This window comes from Chryseobacterium amylolyticum (assembly GCF_051011775.1).
Taxonomy (GTDB): Bacteria; Bacteroidota; Bacteroidia; order Flavobacteriales; family Weeksellaceae; genus Chryseobacterium.
Genome location: NZ_JBPCHX010000006.1, coordinates 205,607 through 228,361, shown reverse-complemented (window position 1 = coordinate 228,361; position 22,755 = coordinate 205,607). Strand labels below are relative to the sequence as shown.

The 22,755-nt window shown below is 37.5% G+C and carries 21 protein-coding genes; 4 read left to right on the top strand and 17 right to left on the bottom strand.

Annotated elements, in window-relative coordinates:
* Position 1: 1 nt before the first annotated feature.
* The 12 genes from hisH to ACR1PO_RS17460 all read right to left on the bottom strand — a co-directional run bounded on the left by hisH (position 2) and on the right by ACR1PO_RS17460 (position 11,818).
* Positions 2–580 (bottom strand): imidazole glycerol phosphate synthase subunit HisH, encoded by a 579-nt coding sequence (gene hisH / locus ACR1PO_RS17515; protein ID WP_433987602.1) that lies wholly within the window; start codon positions 578–580, stop codon positions 2–4.
* Between the two features lie 2 nt (positions 581–582).
* On the bottom strand, positions 583–1,677 hold the full coding sequence (gene hisB / locus ACR1PO_RS17510) for a bifunctional histidinol-phosphatase/imidazoleglycerol-phosphate dehydratase HisB (protein WP_433987601.1): 1,095 nt from the start codon (positions 1,675–1,677) through the stop codon (positions 583–585).
* 143 nt (positions 1,678–1,820) lie between these two features.
* The gene (gene hisC / locus ACR1PO_RS17505) at positions 1,821–2,846 is read right to left on the bottom strand and encodes a histidinol-phosphate transaminase (RefSeq protein ID WP_433987600.1); all 1,026 of its coding nucleotides are present in this window, start codon (positions 2,844–2,846) and stop codon (positions 1,821–1,823) included.
* Between the two features lie 85 nt (positions 2,847–2,931).
* Positions 2,932–4,206: a histidinol dehydrogenase gene (hisD, locus tag ACR1PO_RS17500; protein ID WP_433987599.1), complete on the bottom strand. Its 1,275-nt coding sequence runs from the start codon at positions 4,204–4,206 to the stop codon at positions 2,932–2,934.
* A gap of 157 nt (positions 4,207–4,363) precedes the next feature.
* Positions 4,364–5,221, bottom strand: a complete 858-nt coding sequence (gene hisG / locus ACR1PO_RS17495) for an ATP phosphoribosyltransferase (RefSeq protein WP_332386904.1) — start codon at positions 5,219–5,221, stop codon at positions 4,364–4,366.
* A gap of 247 nt (positions 5,222–5,468) precedes the next feature.
* Positions 5,469–6,566, bottom strand: coding sequence for a glycosyltransferase family 4 protein (locus tag ACR1PO_RS17490; RefSeq protein ID WP_433987598.1), 1,098 nt, complete (start codon positions 6,564–6,566; stop codon positions 5,469–5,471).
* Entirely contained in the window at positions 6,563–7,339 is a 777-nt protein-coding gene (locus ACR1PO_RS17485) for a polysaccharide deacetylase family protein (RefSeq protein ID WP_433987597.1), read from the bottom strand. The genes ACR1PO_RS17490 and ACR1PO_RS17485 overlap by 4 nt, the downstream gene beginning before the upstream one ends.
* Position 7,340: 1 nt before the next feature.
* Positions 7,341–8,270 carry a glycosyltransferase family 2 protein gene (locus ACR1PO_RS17480; RefSeq protein ID WP_332386907.1) on the bottom strand — a complete coding sequence of 310 codons (930 nt, stop codon included), beginning with the start codon at positions 8,268–8,270 and terminating at the stop codon, positions 7,341–7,343.
* Between the two features lie 5 nt (positions 8,271–8,275).
* Positions 8,276–9,445, bottom strand: a complete 1,170-nt coding sequence (locus ACR1PO_RS17475; RefSeq protein ID WP_332386908.1) for a glycosyltransferase family 87 protein — start codon at positions 9,443–9,445, stop codon at positions 8,276–8,278.
* A 28-nt stretch (positions 9,446–9,473) separates the two neighbouring features.
* The gene (locus ACR1PO_RS17470; RefSeq protein WP_002979694.1) at positions 9,474–10,286 is read right to left on the bottom strand and encodes a 2,3,4,5-tetrahydropyridine-2,6-dicarboxylate N-succinyltransferase; all 813 of its coding nucleotides are present in this window, start codon (positions 10,284–10,286) and stop codon (positions 9,474–9,476) included.
* A 70-nt stretch (positions 10,287–10,356) separates the two neighbouring features.
* Positions 10,357–10,968 carry a methyltransferase family protein gene (locus ACR1PO_RS17465; protein WP_332386909.1) on the bottom strand — a complete coding sequence of 204 codons (612 nt, stop codon included), beginning with the start codon at positions 10,966–10,968 and terminating at the stop codon, positions 10,357–10,359.
* 277 nt (positions 10,969–11,245) lie between these two features.
* Positions 11,246–11,818, bottom strand: coding sequence for a C40 family peptidase (locus ACR1PO_RS17460; protein WP_433987596.1), 573 nt, complete (start codon positions 11,816–11,818; stop codon positions 11,246–11,248).
* Positions 11,819–11,970: 152 nt separating this feature from the next.
* On the opposite strand from ACR1PO_RS17460, the gene ACR1PO_RS17455 reads away from it, so the two are divergent.
* Entirely contained in the window at positions 11,971–12,609 is a 639-nt protein-coding gene (locus ACR1PO_RS17455; protein ID WP_433987595.1) for a hypothetical protein, read from the top strand.
* Between the two features lie 38 nt (positions 12,610–12,647).
* Here ACR1PO_RS17455 and ACR1PO_RS17450 read toward each other — a convergent pair whose 3' ends face one another.
* Positions 12,648–13,016 carry a hypothetical protein gene (locus ACR1PO_RS17450; RefSeq protein WP_332386913.1) on the bottom strand — a complete coding sequence of 123 codons (369 nt, stop codon included), beginning with the start codon at positions 13,014–13,016 and terminating at the stop codon, positions 12,648–12,650.
* A gap of 366 nt (positions 13,017–13,382) precedes the next feature.
* On the opposite strand from ACR1PO_RS17450, the gene ACR1PO_RS17445 reads away from it, so the two are divergent.
* Positions 13,383–14,066 carry a hypothetical protein gene (locus tag ACR1PO_RS17445; RefSeq protein ID WP_433987594.1) on the top strand — a complete coding sequence of 228 codons (684 nt, stop codon included), beginning with the start codon at positions 13,383–13,385 and terminating at the stop codon, positions 14,064–14,066.
* A 241-nt stretch (positions 14,067–14,307) separates the two neighbouring features.
* Here ACR1PO_RS17445 and ACR1PO_RS17440 read toward each other — a convergent pair whose 3' ends face one another.
* The gene (locus ACR1PO_RS17440) at positions 14,308–15,495 is read right to left on the bottom strand and encodes an FAD-dependent oxidoreductase (protein ID WP_433987593.1); all 1,188 of its coding nucleotides are present in this window, start codon (positions 15,493–15,495) and stop codon (positions 14,308–14,310) included.
* A gap of 94 nt (positions 15,496–15,589) precedes the next feature.
* Here ACR1PO_RS17440 and ACR1PO_RS17435 point away from each other — a divergent pair, with 94 nt between their 5' ends.
* Entirely contained in the window at positions 15,590–16,537 is a 948-nt protein-coding gene (locus ACR1PO_RS17435) for a S41 family peptidase (protein WP_433987592.1), read from the top strand.
* Here ACR1PO_RS17435 and arr read toward each other — a convergent pair.
* Positions 16,530–16,964: an NAD(+)--rifampin ADP-ribosyltransferase gene (gene arr, locus ACR1PO_RS17430; RefSeq protein ID WP_433987737.1), complete on the bottom strand. Its 435-nt coding sequence runs from the start codon at positions 16,962–16,964 to the stop codon at positions 16,530–16,532. The genes ACR1PO_RS17435 and arr overlap by 8 nt on opposite strands.
* A 663-nt stretch (positions 16,965–17,627) precedes the next feature.
* Between arr and ACR1PO_RS17425 the strand changes: the two genes are divergently transcribed.
* Complete coding sequence (locus ACR1PO_RS17425; protein WP_433987591.1) at positions 17,628–18,449, top strand: alpha/beta fold hydrolase; 822 nt, start codon at positions 17,628–17,630, stop codon at positions 18,447–18,449.
* 112 nt (positions 18,450–18,561) lie between these two features.
* On the opposite strand, the gene ACR1PO_RS17420 is transcribed toward ACR1PO_RS17425, so the two are convergent.
* Complete coding sequence (locus ACR1PO_RS17420) at positions 18,562–19,881, bottom strand: aspartate kinase (protein WP_332386924.1); 1,320 nt, start codon at positions 19,879–19,881, stop codon at positions 18,562–18,564.
* 289 nt (positions 19,882–20,170) lie between these two features.
* Positions 20,171–22,633: a glycoside hydrolase family 3 N-terminal domain-containing protein gene (locus ACR1PO_RS17415; protein WP_433987590.1), complete on the bottom strand. Its 2,463-nt coding sequence runs from the start codon at positions 22,631–22,633 to the stop codon at positions 20,171–20,173.
* Between the last annotated feature and the right edge of the window lie 122 nt (positions 22,634–22,755).

Genomic DNA, 22,755 nt, shown 5'->3' with positions numbered 1-22,755 from the left:
ATTATAAATTTATAAAGTTTTTAACGATCTGATTTCCTACCGTCCCCGATTTTTCAGGGTGAAACTGTACTGCATAGAAATTGTCTTTCTGCAAAGAAGCGCTGAATGGCAGGATGTAATCACAGACAGAAGTGGTAAAGTCAGAAAGCTCACAATAATAGCTGTGAACGAAATAAACATCACTACTTTCTCCAATGCCTGAAAACAATGGCGAGGTTTGCCCGGAAACGGTATTCCAGCCCATATGCGGAACAATATCCTTTGATGGAAATTTTCTGACATTGATATCAAAAATTCCCATTCCCTCCGTATCTCCTTCTTCATTTTCCCCGCACATCAGCTGCATCCCCAGGCATACTCCCAAAACCGGCTGCTTAAGGCTTGGAATCAAAAGATCAAGCTCTTTTTCTTTAAGCAGTTTCATGGTTGATGAAGCTTCTCCTACGCCGGGAAAGATAACTTTATCAGCTTTCAGGATCTTTTCAGGATCATCTGTTATTATAGAGTCAACATTCAGTCTGTTGAGGGCATTCTGAACGGAATTTACATTTCCTCCGTTGTATTTTATTATGGCAATCATATTTATAAACTTCCTTTTGTAGAAGGCAGACTGTAATTAGCATCTGACTGATTCACTGCCATTTTAACAGCTTTTGCAAAGGCTTTAAAAATGGATTCAATCTTATGGTGTTCGTTATCCCCTTCTGCTTTGATATTCAAATTCGATTTTGAGGAATCTGTAAATGATTTGAAGAAGTGAAAAAACATTTCCGTAGGTACATCTCCTATTTTTTCTCTTTTAAATTCTGCATCCCAAACCAGCCATGATCTTCCTCCGAAATCAATAGCCGCCTGAGAAAGGCAGTCGTCCATCGGAAGCAGAAAACCATACCGCTCAATTCCTTTTTTCTTTCCTAATGCCTTTAAAATGGCTTCCCCGAGAACAATTCCGGTATCTTCTATCGTGTGGTGCTCATCTACAGCAAGGTCTCCTTTTACTTTGATGACAAGATCCATATTTCCGTGCCTGGCAATCTGATCCAGCATGTGATCAAAAAAGTGAAGTCCGGTTGAAATATCTGACTTTCCGTTTCCATCAAGATTGACCTCAATTTCTATATCGGTTTCATTGGTTTTTCTGGATACTTTAGCCTTCCTCATTCCTGATTTTAAGAACTGATAGATCTCTGACCATTTTGAAGTAGACAGCTCAGCTTCGCTATTTAAGTTTTGATTAAGATAAACAGCTTTAGTTCCTAGATTTTTAGCAAGTTGTACATCAGTACCTCGATCACCGATTACATAGGAATTTTCAAGGTCGTAATTGCCATAAATATATTTTCCCAGCATTCCTATACCTGGTTTTCTGGTAGGAAGATTTTCGGATTCAAAGCTTTTATCAATTAAAATATCACTAAAAACGATTCCTTCGTTTTCAAATGCCTGGAGCATTTTTTCCTGCGGTTTTATAAAATCTTCTTCAGGGAAACTTTCTGTTCCCAATCCATCCTGATTGGTAACCATCACTAATTCGTAATCCAGTTCACTGGCAATTTTGGCAAGGTTTTGAAAAACTCCCGGATAAAACTCAAGCTTTTCCAGAGAATCTACCTGAAAATCCGTAGGAGGTTCAATAATTAATGTTCCGTCGCGGTCTATAAAGAGTACTTTTTTCATATGTTTTTATAAATTATTTTTAACCATTAGGCTTTTTTAAGTGGTTAAGAAGTAATAACATAGCTGAAGCTATTAATTTAGCTTTACATTTTTATTCATCTGAATCTTAATTTTCTTAATGGTTTATATTTAAGCAAGCTGTATTATATTCCTTTTAAAAGATTAATTAATTTTTCATTTTCTTCACGGCTTCCCACATTGATCCTGATACATCCGGGAATTGAAGGATCTCTTCTGCTGGTTAAAATTTCTTCTTCAAGCATTCTTGTATATACTGAATCAACATTTTCCATTTTAATCAGAAAGAAATTGGCATCCGTTGGAAAGACCTTTGAAATGCATGCAATTCCTTCAAACTGCTGCTTCAGCCACGTTCTCTCTTCCAAAATACGGCTCACGTTTCCCTGAAGTCTGTTTTCTTCCTCCAGTGTTCTCAGAATATGTTCCTGACTCAGAACATTTACATTATAAGGTGCTTTTACGGTATTGATAAGCCCGATGATTTCTTCTGACGCGTAAGCCATTCCTACCCTTGCTCCGGCGCTTCCCCATGCTTTGGAAAACGTTTGCAGCACAATCAGGTTAGAATATTTCTCCAACAACTCCAGACTTGATTTTTTTCCTGAAAATTCGATGTAGGCTTCGTCCACCACAACAATTCCGTTGAAATTCTGAAGGTAAAATTCAATATCATCCACACTGTTTCCGGTAGGATTATTAGGAGAGCATAAAAAGAAAATTTTCAGTGAAGCATCTTCCGCTACCTTTAAGAAATTGTTTTTTAGGATTTCAAAGTTTTCATCCAGATCCAGCTTCAGTACTTTATTTTCATTGATTGCTGCATAAAAACCATACATGGCAAAAGACGGATTCATCATCAGAATGGCATCTTTTTTAGGCTCACAGAAAATTTTAATGATAAGGTCTATCAGTTCGTCGCTTCCGTTTCCTATGGCGATCTGTGAAGGCAAAAGGCTTTTAAACTCAGCAAGCCTGTTTTTAAGCTTTTTCTGAGTAGAATCCGGGTAACGGTTGCATTCTCCAAAAGGACTTTCATTTGCATCCAGCATTACCGGGGAACTGAATTCATTTTGGTCCCTGAAACTGACGTAGGGCTGTAATTGCAATATATTTTCTCTAACCAGAGCCTTGATACTGTTATTTTTCATTGTATTACTTTTCATTTTAAATTACTTCAAACCATTAAAAACCTTCATTTAATGGGTCAAACTCTTTCTTTTTGGATGGAAAGGTTTATTTTAGCCTTATGGATACTGCATTTTTGTGGGCAAACAGCCCCTCTGCTTCTGCCATAATTTCTATGGTTTCTCCTAAATTCCGGAGACCTTCTTTTGATAGATGCTGGAATGTTATTTTCTTCACAAAACTATCCAGGGATACTCCGCTGTAATTCTTTGCATATGCATTGGTTGGAAGCGTGTGGTTCGTTCCACTGGCATAGTCTCCGGCACTCTCGCAGGAGTAATTTCCAAGGAAAACCGACCCTGCATTCTCAATCAACGGAATATATTTTTCAAAATCAGCGATAGCCAGAATAAGGTGTTCGGGAGCGTAAAGATTGCTGAATTCCAAAGCTTCTTCAAGAGAATCCACTAAAATAAAAGAGCTGTTTTCCAAAGCCTGAGCTGCAAATTCATTTCTTGGCAAGTCTTTGATTTGCTGATCAACAGCTTCTACCGTTTCTTCCAGCACTTTAAGATCTGTCGTAATGAAAACCACCTGACTGTCGCTTCCGTGTTCTGCCTGTGAAAGAAGATCTGCAGCACAAAATCCGGGAACAGCCTGCTCATCTGCGATCACAAGAACTTCACTCGGGCCGGCAGGCATATCGATGGCAACTCCATACCGCTGGGCATATTCTTTGGCCGCTACGACAAACTGATTTCCGGGACCGAAAATTTTATTGACAGCCGGAATGCTTTCTGTTCCCACAGCCATTGCTGCTACAGCCTGTGCCCCACCTGTCTTAAAGATTTCTGAAACCCCGCAAAGATTTGCTGCATAAAGAATTGCCGGATTGATATTTCCGTTCTTATCCGGTGGTGTGCAAAGAACAATCTCTTTACAACCTGCAAGATTTGCAGGAACCGCGAGCATTAATACCGTAGAAAACAAAGGAGCGGTTCCTCCCGGAATATAAATTCCAACTCTTTCTACCGCACGGTTTTCACGCCAGCAAACAACCCCTTTCACTGTTTCCACTTTCTGAATTTCCTGTTTTTGAGAAGCGTGAAATTTTGAAATATTTTCTTTAGCCTGCTGAATAGCCTGTTTCAGTTCATTACTAATCTGTTTTTCTGCGTTTTCAATTTCTCCTTCAGTCACTGAAATGCTTTGAGTATCTGCTTTATCAAATTTTTTATTGAACTCTGCTAAAGCTTTATCCCCGTTTTTTTCAACTTCTGCAAAAATGTCTGTAATAAGTCCTGAAATTTCTTTCTGCTCAAGAACAGGGCGTTTTACCAGGTCTTTCCAGCTGTCTTTTGTAGGATATTGGTATATTTTCATTGTATTATTTTGAAAGGATTTTTGAGCCATTAAGATTTTTTAAGCTGTTAAGTTCATTAAGATCATAGCTGAAGCTATTTATTAAGCGGCTTATTCTTTCATCTTCGATGAAGCTCAACGATTCTTAATATCTTTATTGTCTTAATGGGTTATATTTTTAGATAACCATTTTATCAATCGGGATGATTAAAATATCCTGCGCTCCGTTGTCTTTCAGTTCGTCAATAACTTCCCAGAAACGTTCTTCATCAATTACAGAATGAATACTGCTCCAGCCTTCTTCTGCCAACGGGATGACTGTAGGGCTCTTTAATACAGGAAGCACTCCGGCAACCTTCTGAATTTTTTCATTGGGAACATTCATCAGAATGTATTTTGAATTTTTTGCTTTTAAAACAGCTTTGATTCTGAAGACAAATTTTTCAAGAATCGTTTCTTTTTCTGCTGATAATTGGGGCGTTTGAGCCAAAACAGCTTCCGATTTCAGTAAAGTAACCGTTTCCCTTAATCCGTTTTTGAATAAAGTACTTCCGGAGCTGACAATGTCACATATTCCATCTGCAAGACCTATATTGGGAGCTATTTCCACGGAACCCGAAATAACGTGAATATCTGAAGAGATTCCCTCTTTTTCTAAAAAGTTTTTGAGTGTATCGGGGTATGAAGTGGCAATTTTTTTACCCTGGAAATAAGAGAGTTCATCAGTTTCCACTTCTTTGGGAACAGCCAGCGAAACACGGCATTTTGAAAACCCAAGCTTCTGGATTGTTCTGATATTCTTACCTTTCTCAATCAGAAGATTTTCGCCCACAATAGCGACATCTACCACTCCATCTTCCAGGTATTGCGGGATGTCTGAATTCCGGAGGTACATGATTTCCATCGGAAAGTTATCTACTGAAACTTTAAGCTGGTCTTTACCATTATTGACAAAGATTCCGCAGTCTTTGAGAAGCTGTAAAGATTCTTCGTAAAGCCGGCCGCTTTTTTGGATTGCAATTTTTAATTTACTCATTTTGCCTTTTTTGGGTCCGAGCAAATAAAAACTGATCTGTTGAAATTTCTGAGGAGAATTCAGGAAACAAAAAAACCGTCTATTTACTCAGACGGTTTTAATTATTTTTGATTTTAGCACATACTTATATCAATCAATTCCGTCTAGCAGAGATGATGATGATAATGATGTAAAGCTAAAAATGTTGGTTTCATTGTATTGAATTATGATGCAAATGTAGGATTATTTTTTAATATGCAAAGTTTTTTCAGATAATTTTTTGATAAAAATTCATCAGTTCCTTTGCAATGGGTTTATCATTAAACTTCTGAACAAACTCGAAACCTTTTTCTTCACGGCGTTTTCTCTCGGATTCATTTTCCCAGAGAAATTTGAGTTTGGCCCGAATATCAAGATCATTATCCGGATTAATGTACACAGAGTCTTTTCCTCCCGCTTCCGGAAGGCAGCTGGTATTGCTGGTAACGACAACCGTTTTGGAGAAAAGCGCCTCAATGACAGGAATTCCGAAGCCTTCAAAGAAACTTGGATAAACAAAAATATCGGCAAGCTTATAGATTGCTGCCAGCTCATCCATGGAAACACCTTCCAGAAACAGCACCTGCTTTTCCATTTTGTTCTTTTTCAGGAAACTTTCTATTTTCTGATAGTATTTGGTCTTTCTTCCCACTACCACCAAAGGAATTTCAGCTCCGTTGATCGCTTTTACAACATTCAAGAGGTTTTTACGGTCTTCGATAGTTCCAACATTGAGTACAAATCTTTCGGGAAGCTTAAACTTTTCTTTTACAGCCTGCATCAGTTCCGGAGACTGCTGTTCTTTAAAAGCATGATGACAGCCCTGATAAATGACTTCAATCTTAGTTTCAGGAACTTTCAGAAACTGAATAATATCTCTTTTGGTCTGCTCTGAAATAGCAATGATTTTATCAGCTGTATCAGCTGCTTTTTTAAATTTCCAGAAATGAATTTTCCTGTCAAAAAAAGAATAATACTGCGGATATCTTACAAAAATCAGATCATGGATCGTAACCACCTTCTTAATAGGCTTTTGATCCCATTTTAAGGGAAGTTCGCCGGATAATCCATGGAATATATCAGCGCCCTGCTTCTGGGCATCTTTACCCATTTTCAGCTGGCGTGAAAAGTTTCCTTTTGAGGTTTCAATAAAGTGAACATTAGAGCGTTCCAGAATTTCCTTTCCTCTATCCGATTTGTTTTTGTTGAGCAACAGATATTCATTATCCGGTTCATACTCAGAAAGGATCCTTACAAGATCTCTCGAGTAGTTTCCCAGACCTGATGTATTGTGGAAAAACCGTTTGGCATCAAAAGCAATCTTCATCGTTGGATCTGTTTTTGAAATTCCTGAAATGTACCGAATGTATGCCCTTTCTGTTTCAGCCAGCCTACAAACGAATCAAATCTTTCCACCATATCTTTCCCAGAGTTTTTTACGGTAAATCCCGGAAGTTTAAAAGCTTCATCTTTGATTTCTGCAAATTCCCACGGATGGAAATAAATATTAAGATAATCGTCTTTTTTCAAGGTATCTGAAGACAGTTTTTTATAGAAAGACAGAGGAAAATTGTGAAAACTTAACCAAAACAGAGGAATTCTGAAATTAGGAGAAACCGAAGCGGGAATCTGCGTTACATTTCCTTCCTTAAAATAAGTTCTGGATACTTTCAAATTATTATATCTTCCCGGCAAAAACGTAGGATTAATGGATGAATTGTATATATATCCTGCTTTTTCCACTTCTTTTTCGTCTACGGGCATCATTCTCGGCATTCTTAATCCGGTTACCTTTGTAGAAAATAATTCTTCCAGCCTTTCTCTTGATTCTTTCAGATGTTTATCTTCAAATTCTGAATGAAACCATGTGTGGGAAGCCAGTTCATGACCTTCATTTAATAACCTTTCAATAAGGTGCCTGCTGTTCTCTGCAAAAACTACGGTAGAAAAGAAGGTAGCTTTGGCATTATGTTTTTTAAGGATATCGAGTATTCTCTCTAATCCTGTCTGTGAAATTGAAATCTGCTTTTCAAAGGGAATTTCACCCTTATATTCTAATGGCATATCAAATTCTTCGATGTCAAAACTCAATAAAACCATTCTAAAAATTTTTGTTTTTAATAATATAATTAGGTCTGTCTTTCACTTGCTTGAATATTTTACCTAAATAAATCCCCATAATTCCTAAGATAATGAGCTGAAGCCCTCCAAAGAAAACAATGGTCATAATCAATGACGCCCAACCGGAAATTTCCGTTTTGGCAATAAATGAATGAATTACGTAGGCTCCATATCCGATTACTGAAAGTGCTGAGAATAAAAACCCCAGATAAGCTGCCAGATAAAGAGGCTTCACACTGAAGGCAGTAATTCCCGTGAAGGCAAAAGTAAACATCTTTTTAAGGTTGTAACTGCTTTTTCCGGAGAGTCTTTCTGCAGCAGTAAAGTCGATTCCAGTTTGTTTGAAACCCATCCAGCTCGTTAATCCTCTCAGGAACAGGTCGTCTTCATTAAAGTTTCTCATGACTTCAACAGCACCTGCATCCAGCAGTCTGAAATCTGAGCCGCCACCTTTCGTTAAGTTAACATCTGAAAGGCTTGATAAAAGCTTGTAAAACAAGTCTGATGTTTTTCTTTTAAAGAAGGATATTTCTTTAGGATAAGTCCTGAAAGTAAAAACTACATCATAGCCTTCCTCCCATTTTTTAATCATTTCCGGAATAAGCTCCGGCGGGTGCTGAAGATCTCCGTCCATTGAAATGACCGCATTCCCGTGGGCATTGTCCATTCCTGCTTTTACAGCCGGCTGGTGGCCGAAGTTACGGGAAAATTCAATGAATTTTACTTCATCATACCGGTTGGAAAGTTCTTCTAATTTCTGTTGCGTATTGTCTCTGCTGCCATCATTCACAAATATGATTTCAAAGTCATAATTGTTTAAACCATCAAAAACTTCTTTGATTTTCTGGTGGATCATCGCTACATTTCCTTCTTCGTTATAGGCAGGAATTACAATTGAAATTTTCTTCATATGTATTAATTCAGGCTGTAATTTTTCTCAAAATCTTTAGTCAGAAGTTCATAAGTCACTCTCAACCAGATTACAATACAAGGTACGGCTTTTAATGAATATTTAATGATATAATTCTCTTTTACAAATTTCGGGAAAAGATCCGAGGTTGAAAAACATGTAAAAATAATGACAAAAACAAGCAATCCTATAATAAGCGGTGTTCTCTCTTTCTGAAGGAAAAACCAGATTAAAACTCCCACTACAGCAATAATGTATGTCGGAGATTCTGAACTGGAGCTGAACAGTACTAAAAACAGTAATGTTGAAGCTAGGATCATCAATTGGAAAGCATAGTGCTTATATTGCTTAATTCTGATATAAGGCAAAGCAAAAAGCGGTAATCCACCTGCTAAAAACACAAGATTGGAAATGGAGGCATCTCCTAAGATTCTTCTTACAAATCCCATTAAAGAAATATCCTGCATATTTCCCAACACCTGATTCTCATTATTTTTTTCTACAATAGACTGAAACCAGTCTGAGTAGCACTGGATCACAAACTGCGGACTTGAATATGCCATTGGAAGCACAAAAAACAATACTGCAATGGCTACTCCTGAAAGAATAAATTTGGTTTTGTTTTTAATAAAGAAAAACTGTGTCAATCCGACAATTCCATAGATTTTCACAAATATTCCGATTAAAATAGCGGTTACAGATTTTACTTCTTTTCTTTCATAAATGGATACTGCAGACAACAGCAAAAGACCTGTCAGCGCTACATTAAACTGCAGACTTAAAGCAGCAGTAATATATTCCTGAAGGCAAAGCAACCCGAAAATCGCTTTTTTACTGTCTGAAAACGGCAGTTTATAAATACCGTAGATAAAGATAAAAGTATTGGCAATATTCCAGAGTGAGATCCCCAGCCAATCCGGCATCATCGCGAACGGCGCAATCAGTGCGCTGAAAAATACGCCATAATGGTTCAGATCAAAATAAAGATCAGGATAATGGATAAACAAGTTTTTCTGATGAATGGTATTAAAGAATACATTTTTAAAAATCAGATAATTATTGATCGCATAATCTCCTCTCAGATATTTGGAAATTGCGGTAACAACCGATATAATAAGATAAACCCCAAATATATATTTAGGGTTTAATAGTATTTTAAGAAATTTTTCTTTCAAGATTGTGGTATTAGCTTAAAAATTAATCTTAAACAGCTACATTATTATCTCTCAATGCATCATTCAGAGATGTTTTCTTGTCTGTAGATTCTTTTCTCTGACCGATGATCAGAGCACATGGAACCTGATATTCTCCAGCCGGATACTGTTTTGTATAGCTTCCTGGAATTACTACCGAACGTGCAGGTACTCTTCCTTTGATTTCAACAGGCGTATCTCCTGTAACGTCGATAATTTTTGTAGAAGCGGTTAATACTACGTTTGCGCCCAATACTGCCTCTTTTTCTACGTGAACTCCTTCCACCACGATACATCTTGAACCGATAAAACAGTCATCTTCAATGATTACAGGTGCCGCCTGTAACGGCTCCAATACTCCACCGATTCCAACACCACCGCTAAGGTGAACGTTTTTACCGATCTGTGCACAGCTTCCTACAGTTGCCCATGTATCTACCATTGTTCCTGAATCTACATAAGCACCAATGTTTACATAAGAAGGCATCATAATCACTCCGGGAGCAATATAAGCTCCTTCTCTGGCAACTGCATGCGGTACAACTCTCACTCCTTTTTCAGCATAATTTCTCTTTAAAGGCATCTTGTCATGAAATTCAAACGGACCTACTTCAATAGTTTCCATCTTCTGGATCGGAAAATACATTACCACGGCTTTTTTCACCCATTCATTTACCTGCCATCCGTTTTCTGTAGGCTCTGCTGTACGAAGTTCACCTTTATCAACCAAAGAAATAACCTCTCTAATTGCCTTCTGGCTGTCTTCATTCTGCAATAAATCTCTGTTGTCCCAGATATTTTCAATAGTTTGTTGTAACGACATGTTTCTTATTTAAAATTATACCGGCCAAAGATACAAAAAAGTTCAGCAAAACTGTTTTAAACATGATGCTTTAATAAAAACCCAGCATACGCTTCACTCTCTTTTTATACAACAGATAAATGGGTCCGTGTTCCTTTAGCAGATACTCTTCTTCAAGACGTATCTGGATCTGCATCAGAATATGTCCTATCAGAAGAAAAGAAAAAGTAATGACAGTAGGAAAAACAAGAAAGAATCCAAACAGACTCATCGTCATTCCAAAAAAAATGGGATTTCTTGAAAACCTGAATAAACCCTGGGTAATCAGTTCTGTTTTCATTGTACTGTCGATTCCTATCCGCCATGAATCTTTCATTTGCATCTGGGCTGTAACCACCCAAATTAAAGCAGCAATCATAATAAAAAGTCCTAAATACCTGACTGTATGAGGTTCCGGAATATTGATTTTAAAAGCTGAGAAAATGTTTTCCGGAAAAATCAACAAGAGTATTGTATAGATAAACAGAGCCGATAAAATCAGCTTAAAGTAGAATCCCACAAGGCCATATGCAGAATCGTCTTTAGGAAGAACATTGGGATTTTTACTGATCCGTTTTGCCACTTTATAACTTATCCCTACAAAGGAAATAGTAAAGAAAAAAATGAAGTAAAAAGGAATAAAAAATCTGATAAAATCTGTCATAATGATAATAGTTTCGGACAAATTTCATGAGTTTTGGGATGCAATGCTATTGCAATGACAAGAAGTTTATTTTAAGCAACAGAATTCCTCTCCTCCGGAGGGGGGTACAAAAATTCAGAGAATTTTTGACGGGGTGGTTAAGAATATCGTTATAAGTTTTGGCTAAAGCCAGTTGATTGTTTGATTTTTTATTAAACGGGCTAAAGCCCGTTTCTATTGATATCAACCCTTCCCTGCATGACAAAAATATTAATTCCTGATAATGCATTTTAAAGATTTACAAAACTCTCTGGGCATGAAGATAGGCCTTATTCCAGTATTTTTCGTTAAGGGATGAAATGATAACCCCTTTTGAAGTGGAGGCATGGATGAATTTCACCTCTCCGTCAGGACCGATATCGTGAACAATCCCAACATGAGAAACCCTGCTGCCTCCTGCTGTGGCAAAAAACAACAGATCGCCGGGTTTTACATCTTTAATATCAATATTCTTTCCGGCTTCAGCCTGATCAGAAGATCTTCTCGGAAGATTGAAATTGTTTTCTTCAAATACTTTTACCGTAAACCCGGAACAGTCAAATCCGGACGATGAATTTCCTCCGAATTTATAAGGCGTTCCTATGTATTTTTCAGCATCTTTCAGAATATCATTGATTGATCGGGAAACACTGCCATTAAATTTTGAATCAAGTTTTCTGAGATTTTCAGATTTTACAACTGTTTTTGTATTTGATTTTTTGCTTGCAGAAATACTTTTAGAGGATCCGCAGGAAACTGCAAAAACAGACGCCATCAGTAAAACAGGCCACTGTTTCATTTTCATTTTTGTTTCAAATAATACCAATCCCATATCCTTCTGATTTATACTTGTTTAACAAATTTTATACAAATATACATTTTATATTCAAATTATGCTATAACTATACTACAACTATATTATAAATATATGTTAAAATTTTGTTTTCATTTATTTATTGGTATATTTGAATCTATTTTAAAGATATGGCAACATATGAAAGTCTGATCAAGATCACAGGAGCTGTTGGTGACCTGGTATTTTATAATCTGAACGGCAAAAATGTAGTTCGGAAGAAAAGCGGTTTTAATAAAAATGCTTTTAAAAAGAGCCCTACCTATGAAAAGGTGAGACAAAACAGTTCGGAATTCGGACATTGTTCCAAAATCGGAAAGATCATCCGGAGCAGTTTGGAAAAATATATCAAAGAAGCAGGTGATCCCCTCCTCTACCAGAAGTTTGCAAAAGTAATGACAGCGATTAAAGATTTTGACAAGGTTTCTGAAAGAGGAAAAAGAACAGTTACCAATGGGTTAAAAACTGAAGAAGGAAAAATACTTTTGAAAGAATTTCAATTTGGTATGATCCCCAGTGTTTCCGATTGTATCAGAATTCGGGGCCAGGTTATATACAAGAACGTAGATTGTACTGCAGATGAAGGAACCATAGTGACTTTAAAAATAGATTCTGAAAATTACAGTACGGAAAGTAATGAAGAAATGATCAGCTGGAACAGGCAGCAGGAAAAAACTTTTAAAAAGTATTTTACCGGGGAGGAGGGTCTACTCTATTTTGTCGTCCTGAAGAATAAAAATAATGAAATTACCCATATGGGATTTGTTTAAATAAAAAAGTCTGCAGAATCTACTGCAGACTTTCTTTTTTATTTCTTTTCTCCTTTCCAGGTTCCTGATTTTGGAGGTGTTGGAAGTGAGTTTGACCAGTTTCCGTTTCCTTTTTTATCGGTAGATAATGTTCCTTTGAATTCTCCTTTTGAAGGAAGTCCTACCGTGGCATTCAGATCTCCCGTTTCACTTAAATTCCCGGAAATATTATAGTTTTCATTATTAACATCGGAATGCATTGTCCCTACCACTTTACCACTCTCATCTACCACAAAGTTCCAGACTCCTTTATCGCTCCCTTCATAAGAACCAGACCATGTTCCTACATAATCAAAAATAGAATCATCATCAGAGCTGCAACCGATACATAAAAACGCCGTTAATAAAAGTAAAAAAAGTTTCTTCATAGTTTCAGTAGTTTTATAACCTAAATCCTGTTATTCTTATGACTTTCCTTCTAAAAATTCAGCCACAGAATCTTGCTTAATATTTATTATTTTTTGTTCCGTGCAAATCTACTAATTTTTTTCCTTCAAATTATCTGAATTTTAATTAGCATCCAATATGTTTATTAAAAAACAATATATTTCGGCTAAAATACAAATATTTTTCAAACAAATAGAGGATGTAAATATTTTGAGTTATTTTAAAATAGGACATCAGGGTTTGATCATAATACATTCAATATCTGTTTACAATTACTTTCGGCGAATTGTATTTCAGTTTTAAGGATATTTCTTACATTAGTGAAAAATTTAACCTTTTCAAAAAACATGAAAACAAAAACTTTCTTTTTGGTGGCTCTTGCCCTTTATGGCAGTTCATTAGCACAGGTTTGGATTAATACACCCATTCCAACTCAAACGTTGGACGTTAATGGCCTGGTAAGAGTAAGAGGACTTTCAAATGCAGAAAAAAAAATTGTTGCAGCGGATTCGGAAGGAGTTTTGTTTCTTATTTCTCCTGAAGAAATTTTTGCTCCGAAAGCCCTGTTAAACACCTCTATGTCTTCTGCTGAGCAAAGGCTGACCATTTATGAAGGAAAGTGCTTCCAGCCTATAGACAATGCTTCATCCTGCACGGTTTCAATAAACCATTATACATCCTGCTCAGGGTTTACCAGTCCTGTAGATACGCAAATTGTAGTAGGACAAACAATTAATACCGGTAATGGACAGTTCCTGGGAACCTGGGCTGCCCGATATATTGACAATAAGGGGTATAGCGGTACAACAGCTGTTGCCAACCAGACGGCGCCGGATTATCCAAGAATATCTTACCCGGCAGCCAATACTGTAAACTATTTAGGCAGCGGAAGTTTTGGCGGCCAATGCAACACCGATCTGGTAACAACCATTAACCAGGCCACCGGAGATATAAAAGTAGAGTCTGTAAAGCGGAGCATGTACGCACACCTTGTGTACCTTATCAATATTGCCCGCTCCAGATCTTTATAATAGCCGATATTTGATTTCAAAAAGACAGCCACAGTTTTGTACTGTGGCTGTTTTTTGATACGAACTCTTCTTCAAAAAAAATAACCATTACATAAAAAGCCTCCCAAAGAGGCTAAAAACTATTGGATGAATGAAAAACTTATATTCAAATCTAAGAAAAACATTCCCCGCTCTTTATGAATACAGTCATAAGATCTAATAAGTATACAATGCTTTCTGCTTAAGAAAATAGTTACATCAGCTAATTACCCTTATCTTCTGACGCGTAGGTCCAGCCGTATATCCAGTCAAGCTGCTGAATTTGCCTGCTGATAAAATATCCGATAAAAAGATCCCGGAACCAGGCAGCTATTGGATTTGTTTTTGTTTTAGTATGACCAACTTTTCTTGCATTTTTTATTATTCTTTCTACTCTGGACTGCCGTTCGGATTGAAAGGCCTGAAAGGCGGCCTCACACTCTTTATTTAATTTTAACTGTTCAGCGATAACAACAGTATCTTCCAGTGCTAAGGATGCTCCCTGACCTATATGTGGAGAAATACCATGCGCCGCATCTCCCATCAGACATACTTTTCCTTTATACCACTTCGAAAGCCTGGGGAGGTCATACACCGGGTAAGCAATAATTTCGTAGCTGTTCCTGATGATGCCGGAAAATAAAGGATCATCATTCTTATGAATATCTGCCAGGTGGTCTTTGATTTCAGCTTTCAGTATCTTTTCTATTTCCTGCGGCTTTGGCTCCTGATCCCGGAAGTAATTATTAAACCACCATACTTCACCTTTATCTGAAACCGAGTAAGCAAAAAAGCCTCTTTCTCCAAATGTCATCCTTATCGAATCAAGAGGTTCTGAGAGCTCAGCAATTCTGGCATATCCGCCGGTAGAAATGAGCTTTGTATATCTGATGACAGATTTTTCCGGAAACAGCTGATTTCTTACCTCAGAAAACATTCCATCGCAGCCCATTAACATATCACCGGTAACGGAGGTGCCATCTGCAAAGTAAGCTGTTACCTGATCATCTGATTGATGATACCGGACAAACTTCTTATTATACTCAATCTTTATACCGGCTTCAGCTGCTGCCGCCCGGGCATAGGTATTGAGATTTGCTCTTTTTATCTGCAGTGCCTCTGCTCCATACTGTTGTTTTTGATAAGCAGTATCCAGCCCGGCTATCTGTTTTCCCCTGGCATTGAAAAATTTTATTGAACCCGGCGTGTAATCCTCTTTAAGTTTTTCAAGGTCTATAAATTCTTTCAATACATTTAATCCGTTAGGGGTAATGCCTAAAAAGACTCCCTCATTGGTATTATTTGCGGATCTGGATTCAAATATTTCAGGCTGAAAACCTATTTTTTTCAATTGCAAAGCCAGTATCGGGCCGGAAACACCTGCCCCTATTATAATTACTTTTTTATTCATTATTTTCTATATTATATTCAAAGGACATGTATGTTTTTCTACTGCCAACTATTCTCTGTTGAATTTTTTCTATCTTTAATTCTGATAATCTTGTATGGTAAAATTATCACACCAGAAAAAAAAGAATATCGGCGGAACCAGCCAGTTCAGAGATGTTATATCCCTGAAATTGTTCAGCTATTTTCTGTACCTGGAAAATATAACGGCCCCTTTCTCCGTAAGGTATAAGCTGCCTGAAGGAGACATCAAAGAAATTACCATTAATGAAGGAATGAAGTTCAGAGATTTCCTGGCTTTATCAATGCCGGGAATTGCAAAGCCTTATGATTTCAAAATCATCAATCATAAACTGGCTTATCTGGATTTCAGGAGTATGTCCGGAAATATGGATGATTTTGATAAGTTCCTCAGTGAGGCATTTGTAACAATAAGAAAAGAGGATATTAAAAATCTAGCCGTTGATCTCCGAAATAACAGTGGCGGAAATTCTATTTTCGGAGACCTTTTGCTGAGCTATATTACAGATCAGAAATATTCCCTACAAGGCAGCAAACGCTGGAAAATAAGCCAGATTTATAAAGATAAACTCATTGCAGACCGTAATACCGAAAGTGAATATCTGAAAATGGAGAACGGAACCGTGTGGGAAACAGGCCACTGTAAGCCGGATTTTAATAAATTTAAAAATGATCCTGTTTTTAAAGGAAAAGTATATGTCCTAACCGGTCCTTTTACCTTTTCAAGTGCCAATCTTGTGGCAGACGGGATGAAGCAATATAAGCTGGCAGAGCTTGTAGGCGAGCCAACGGGTGAATATACCAATGATTTTGGTGAAGCCTTTATGTTTACGCTTCCCAATAGTAAGATTCAAATGCGCAGTACTTCATCCATGAGCTTTGGTACTGACTGCAATACAGGCAGCTATGCTCCTGTAATTCCTGATATCCTCATAATCCCAACATTACAGGATAAAATTAATGGTATTGATAAGCCATTGGAATATATATTAAAAACAGTGAAAACAAATAAGGAGACTAATTGATAATCTCCCCATTGCTGTTTTCTAATTTTTCGCGGAAACGTTGAAGATCTTCAGGCGCCGGCCTGGTCCATTCTGTGACTTCCCCGATAATTTTCAAAGGCATTTCGGAGCGGTAAGAACGAGTGGGATTCCCTGGGAATTTTTTATCGGTGACATTCGGATCGTTTTCAAAATTTCCTGTTGGCTCTACAATATAGACACGTTCTTTAGCTTCTCCTTTTGCTAATGCAGCAGCAAGTCCTGCCCCATTAACCAAAGCCGTAAAGTAGATATGATTCATTTTAAGATCAGACTGGTAATTGGAATTTCCTCCTGCTGTCAGTAAATCTCCAATTTTTAAATCTGCTTTTGTCCCGTGGTAGAAAGGACCCTTATCAGATGGATGGTTTTTTAACTGCAATGCCAGTTCAGCATTCTTTTCTGACATTTCCGTATCTCCTAATTTTCCGTAACATTGAGCAATTTTCTGATAAAGAGCAGGCAGCGCACTTTTAACAGTATCATCATTTATTTTTAAAGCAAACTCCAATGATGTTTCCAGCCATTTTAACTCATCTGAAGGTGTCTTCTGATGGCGGGCAACATAATAAGCGGCAAGAAATTTTTCGTGATCATCCGTTGATTCATTCCAGGCTTGCAAAAACAGCCTTCCTGCCTCTTCTGACATTCCGTTTTCTTCCATGGCCATGCCTTGCAGACATCGTTTAACCACATTATTAAAAGGAGAGAATTCCATGCTTTATTTTTTAATAGTTTTACAACTGTTTCGGTAGATCTGACAAATTTATACAAATGTGATGAAACGAAAAGCATCCTGAAAAGAACTTTAATCACACTTATTTTATAAAGATACTCTCGTTTGATGTAAAAACAAACTGTATCAGCCCTTTTCGTGAATGCCTGTTTTTTTTATTATATTTACTTAACATCAGGCAATAAATAAATTAATTTCTATAACTTTTTACTTTCAAGTGAACGAAATTAATCTAGTTTAATTTCCATCTAACTTTGCCTTATTACATTTGCTAAAGAATTAAGACAACACATAATTACAAAATAAGTTAATCATCAACATTAAAAATTTAAAGCTATGAGTACATTAACATTAAAAGACGGAACTGAAATTTTTTATAAAGACCAGGGAGAAGGGCCTGTACTGATGTTTCACCACGGGTGGCCATTATCATCCGATGACTGGGATGCACAGGTGATCTTTTTCCTACAGAGAGGTTACAGGGTTATTACCCATGACAGAAGAGGCCACGGCCGCTCAAGCCAGAACATTTATAATCATACTATTGAACAATATGCTTCTGATGCTGCAGAACTTGTTGAGTTTCTTGATCTGAAAGATGTTGTTCATATAGGGCATTCTACCGGAGGTGGTGAAGTGATCCGTTATGTACATAAATATGCTAATGGAAGAGCAAAAAAAGCAGTATTGATCAGTGCCGTTCCGCCAGTTATGGTAAAAAGTGAATCGAATCCTGATGGAGTTCCTATGGAAGTTTTTGATAATATCAGGGAGCAGACCATGAACAACAGAAACCAGTTTTATTATGATCTGACATTCCCTTTCTATGGATATAACAGAGAAGGTGCCAATGTAAAAGACGGAGTTCAGAGAAACTGGTGGAGACAAGGTGTGATGGGAGGAATCGTTGCCCATTATGACGGCATCAAAGCATTCTCTGAAACGGATTTCACAGAAGATCTGAAAGCAGTTGATATTCCTGTTCTGGTAATGCACGGAGACGATGACCAGATTGTCCCTATCGAAAATTCTGCGATAAAATCAGCCAAATTGCTGAAGAACGGCAAACTGATTGTCTATCCTGGCTTCCCTCACGGTATGCCGACTACAGAGCATGAAACGATCAATAAAGATCTTTTGGAGTTTATTCAGTCTTAAAATATAGTATAAAAAAGGTGGACAATTCTGTCCACCTTTTTTCATCTACATATTTGTAAACAATAAAAACCGCTTTAAAAGCGGTTTTTATTCTGATATTTTTATCTTTTTTCTAAAACAATCTGTTATGCAGAGATCTTAAAGCTTCTATTTTATAAACAGACGGAACCAGTAATGAAATATTATTTTCACTTCCTCCATAAGAAATCATACGGATCGGAATATGCTTTACCGCTTCAGAGACAATGGTTGCGTATCCGTGATTTTCTTTTCTGAAATCTCCAACAATACAGATGATAGACTGCTCATTGTCAATTTCAACAGCTGAGAAAAACTCAAGTTCTTTTACGATTTCAGACAGCTGCTCTGTCTGGTCTATGGTAAGAGAAACAGCTACTTCAGAAGTGGTAATCATATCAATCGGAGTTTTATAACGTTCAAAAACCTCAAAAACTTTTCTCAAAAAGCCATACGCCATCAGCATACGGGAAGACTGAATGCGGATGGCGGTGATCCCATCTTTGGCTGCAATTGCTACAATCTGATTCTGATTGGAAATTTCTCCTGAAATTAATGTTCCGGCCGCACTTGGATTCATCGTATCCAGCAATCTTACAGGAACATTATATTTTCTTGCAGGGAAAACGCTTTGAGGATGTAGAATTTTGGCTCCAAAGTAAGATAACTCGGCAGCTTCATCAAAGCTAAGTCTGGCAATAGACTTTGTATTCTGAACATATCTCGGATCATTATTATGGAAGCCGTCAATATCTGTCCAGATCTGAATTTCCTCTACCTGCAATGCTGCTCCCAGTAATGAAGCTGTATAATCTGATCCTCCCCTTTGCAGATTATCAATTTCTCCCTGAGCATTTCTGCAAATATATCCCTGGGTTATAAATAATGTTTCTTCCTGATATTTTGCTATTTCAAGGCCAGCATGTTTTCTGATGTAATCAATATCGGGTTCCTTATCTTCATCAATCAGCATAAAATCTAATGCCGATAACAGAACAGAAGCGATTTCTTTTTCCTTTAAATGTAAATGAAACAAAGTTGTTGAAATAATCTCACCCTGCGCCAGTATAACACGTTCTGCACTGGAAGTGAAGTTTTTATTTTTGAATTGATAAAACAGATCAAAAATTTTGTCAATAAAAGCGGAAGCTTCCTGAATACCTTCTTCTGTTTTAAATAATTTATTTACAAAGTTTTTATATTTTTCATATAGTACATCAATATGTTTGTAGGCTCCCTCAATATCCTTCTTCTCATACAGTTCTGACAGCTTTACCAGATCATTTGTTGTACCGGACACTGCTGATAAAACAACCAGATGTTTATCCGCTGCCTGAGATCTGATAATGGGTAATAACTGTTCAATCCTTTCCGGGCTTCCTACTGAAGTCCCTCCAAATTTTAGTACTTTCATAATATATTAATTGTTAAATATTTTCCAAAAAAAAGAGCCTGTCGTGATGACAAGCTCCTGATTTATTTTAGTTTCTAACCAAAGGAAAATGACTCACGACGTTCGACGTAAGTACTGTTTCTTTCCCTTTTTTAAGTTAGATAATATCATTATTTCTTTTTTTGCTGGGCAAATATACAAATTTTTACAAATAAAAGATTAATTCCTAATAATTTCTTTATGATGTCAGACATCCCATCCTATCAAATTGTTAATAAAGGACTTAAGCATTAGATTTACCTTTTATTTATTATTGCTGTGGTTTTAGATCTTCAAATGGTTTGTCTGCAGGAAGAATGTGCTGTACCTTTTCAACTAATAATTCTTTCGCTACATTAATTTCAACCTTCTGTCTGATATCCAGAGAGGAAGCTCCTACCAGAATTTTATAGGTTCCGGCTTCAGCAATCCAGGCTGATTTTCCGGTTTCAAACGAAGCTAAATCTTTCTTGTTTAAAGTCAAAATAACAGTCTGTGATTCACCGGGATTTAATTCTTTTGTTTTTGCATAAGCTTTTAATTCAGACTTTGGCTTGTCAATGGTCTTTCCAGGTGCGGAGAGATATAATTCAACGACTTCTTTTCCTGGTACCTTTCCTGTATTTTTAATATTGACACTTACCTCTACTGAATTATTAAATACCTTTGAGCTGGTTTTAATATCTGAATACTCAAAATCAGTATATGATTTTCCATATCCGAATTCAAACGAAGGCTTTATACCAAAAGTATTGAAATAGCGGTATCCCACATAAATACCTTCCTTATAAGTCACATCTGCAGGATTATCTGATGGCTCACCCGGAAAATTCTTTGCTGATGCATGATCCACATAATTTACAGGGAAAGTCATCGTCAGTTTTCCGGAAGGATTTACTTTCCCGGAAATCACATCCGCCACAGAATGCCCTCCTTCCTGGCCTGGCTGCCAGGCCAATAAAACGGCATCTACCTTGTCTTTCCATGAAGCAGTCTCAATAACCCCTCCGATGTTCAGTATAGCCACCACTTTTTTTCCTTTTGCGTGGAAAGCTTTGGAAATTTTATCAAGCATTTCTATTTCTTCCGGGGCCAGATTAAAGTCATTGTTCACTACTCTATCTCCTCCTTCACCGGAATTTCTTCCCAATGTTACAAAAGCAATTTCAGAAGTTTCCGCTTTTTTAGTAATGAGGGCATCATCCATTTTCATTTCGGGGAGCCTCTCCGGCAAAGCTAAAATCCCCCGGACTTTTCTCCTTTCCTTTTCTGCTGCAGCCTCTTTTTCAGCATGCGGTTTATACAATTCTACCAGCTCCCTGTCTAATTTATACCCTGCAGCATTCAGCCCTTCCAAAAGAGAAACCGTATGTTTGTTGTTGACACTCCCGCTTCCCGTACCTCCTGTAATCCACGCATACGAAGTCACTCCGAACAATGAGACTTCTTTCTGCCTGTCTGCAAAAGGCAAAGCATTGTTTTCATTTTTAAGCAAAACCATTCCTTCTGCTGCCGCGCTTCTGGTTACTGCAGCATGTGCGTTCAGATCCGGTCTGTCACTATATTTATAGTGCGCAAATGTTGGTGTACTGAAAATATATTTCAAAATTCTTTTCACGTTAAGATCCGCCACTTCTTCTGGTAATCGGCCTGAATCCAAAGCTTCCAGCAGGACTTTTTTCTGTGCCGGAATTCCGGGCATCAAAAGGTCATTCCCTGCATTCATCTGCTTGACAACATCAGAAATCCCTCCAGTTCTGATGGATTCAAATCCCGGAAAGCCTCCGAACCAATCGGTCATTACAATGCCCTTGAATCCCCATTCGTTTCTTAAAACCTGGGTCAGTAAATCTCTGGAATCTGAAGTATACACCCCGTTCACTTTGTTATAAGATGACATTACAGTCCAGGGCTGAGATTCTTTCACGGTGATTTCAAAATTTCTCAGATATAATTCTCTCAATGCTCTTTCAGATACATGTGCATTGATTGTTAAACGATTGGTTTCCTCATTATTGGCAGCAAAATGTTTAACAGAAGTTCCTACTCCCTGGGACTGGACTCCATTGACAATTGCTGCGGCAGTTTTCCCTGAAATTAAGGGATCTTCTGAATAATACTCAAAATTCCTTCCATTTAATGGATTTCTCTGAATATTCAAGGCAGGCGCCAGCAAAACATCAACGCCGTATTCTTTCACTTCATTCCCCATTGCTTTTCCTACTTCTTCCAATAACGTTTTGTTCCAGGTTGAAGCTAAAGCCGTTCCTACAGGAAATGCCGTTGCATAGTACGTTTTGGAATCATTTTCCCTGGTTGGTGCAATTCTTAAACCTGCAGGCCCATCCGCAACAACAGTAGCCGGAATTCCGAATCTGTCCAGATTAGCTGTTCCGCCTGCAGCTCCGGGAACAAGTCCTTGCTTTGAATCACCTACAGGTCCGGTTAAGACTTCAATTCCGGGCATTCCTGTTCCAATCAGCAGATCAACCTTCTCTTTATTGGTCATTTGGCTGATGATGGCATCAATTCTTTGATCAACCGAAAGTCTTGTATCTTCCCAGACGTCCAGTTTACCATTTTTATTGAGGTCTTTGAATGTTTTTCCGCCAACGGTAATTGTTGGATTATTTTGAGCCTTTGTAAGAGATGACATCCCCACTAAAGCCAGAAGCAATAACGGATATCTGGTACCGGAAAAAAGTCCGGCCAGTGTTGAGATATTCTTATTCATAATTCAGATTTGATTTTTATTACAGGTATTTAAATTTGATCAATACACTCTTTCAAAATCACAGCACTATTCTGTCCTGAAACTGAAAGTGCCATGAAAGAAACTATATAAAATATTGATTA

What these genes read in the sequence shown, in the direction of transcription:
- hisH (WP_433987602.1), bottom strand. Translation starts at nt 580, where the DNA reads ATGATTGCCATAATAAAATACAACGGAGGAAATGTAAATTCCGTTCAG.
- hisB (WP_433987601.1), bottom strand. Translation starts at nt 1,677, where the DNA reads ATGAAAAAAGTACTCTTTATAGACCGCGACGGAACATTAATTATTGAA.
- hisC (WP_433987600.1), bottom strand. Translation starts at nt 2,846, where the DNA reads ATGAAAAATAACAGTATCAAGGCTCTGGTTAGAGAAAATATATTGCAA.
- hisD (WP_433987599.1), bottom strand. Translation starts at nt 4,206, where the DNA reads ATGAAAATATACCAATATCCTACAAAAGACAGCTGGAAAGACCTGGTA.
- hisG (WP_332386904.1), bottom strand. Translation starts at nt 5,221, where the DNA reads ATGAGTAAATTAAAAATTGCAATCCAAAAAAGCGGCCGGCTTTACGAA.
- ACR1PO_RS17490 (WP_433987598.1), bottom strand. Translation starts at nt 6,566, where the DNA reads ATGAAGATTGCTTTTGATGCCAAACGGTTTTTCCACAATACATCAGGT.
- ACR1PO_RS17485 (WP_433987597.1), bottom strand. Translation starts at nt 7,339, where the DNA reads ATGGTTTTATTGAGTTTTGACATCGAAGAATTTGATATGCCATTAGAA.
- ACR1PO_RS17480 (WP_332386907.1), bottom strand. Translation starts at nt 8,270, where the DNA reads ATGAAGAAAATTTCAATTGTAATTCCTGCCTATAACGAAGAAGGAAAT.
- ACR1PO_RS17470 (WP_002979694.1), bottom strand. Translation starts at nt 10,286, where the DNA reads ATGTCGTTACAACAAACTATTGAAAATATCTGGGACAACAGAGATTTA.
- ACR1PO_RS17465 (WP_332386909.1), bottom strand. Translation starts at nt 10,968, where the DNA reads ATGACAGATTTTATCAGATTTTTTATTCCTTTTTACTTCATTTTTTTC.
- ACR1PO_RS17460 (WP_433987596.1), bottom strand. Translation starts at nt 11,818, where the DNA reads ATGGGATTGGTATTATTTGAAACAAAAATGAAAATGAAACAGTGGCCT.
- ACR1PO_RS17455 (WP_433987595.1), top strand. Translation starts at nt 11,971, where the DNA reads ATGGCAACATATGAAAGTCTGATCAAGATCACAGGAGCTGTTGGTGAC.
- ACR1PO_RS17450 (WP_332386913.1), bottom strand. Translation starts at nt 13,016, where the DNA reads ATGAAGAAACTTTTTTTACTTTTATTAACGGCGTTTTTATGTATCGGT.
- ACR1PO_RS17445 (WP_433987594.1), top strand. Translation starts at nt 13,383, where the DNA reads ATGAAAACAAAAACTTTCTTTTTGGTGGCTCTTGCCCTTTATGGCAGT.
- ACR1PO_RS17440 (WP_433987593.1), bottom strand. Translation starts at nt 15,495, where the DNA reads ATGAATAAAAAAGTAATTATAATAGGGGCAGGTGTTTCCGGCCCGATA.
- ACR1PO_RS17435 (WP_433987592.1), top strand. Translation starts at nt 15,590, where the DNA reads ATGGTAAAATTATCACACCAGAAAAAAAAGAATATCGGCGGAACCAGC.
- arr (WP_433987737.1), bottom strand. Translation starts at nt 16,964, where the DNA reads ATGTCAGAAAAGAATGCTGAACTGGCATTGCAGTTAAAAAACCATCCA.
- ACR1PO_RS17425 (WP_433987591.1), top strand. Translation starts at nt 17,628, where the DNA reads ATGAGTACATTAACATTAAAAGACGGAACTGAAATTTTTTATAAAGAC.
- ACR1PO_RS17420 (WP_332386924.1), bottom strand. Translation starts at nt 19,881, where the DNA reads ATGAAAGTACTAAAATTTGGAGGGACTTCAGTAGGAAGCCCGGAAAGG.
- ACR1PO_RS17415 (WP_433987590.1), bottom strand. Translation starts at nt 22,633, where the DNA reads ATGAATAAGAATATCTCAACACTGGCCGGACTTTTTTCCGGTACCAGA.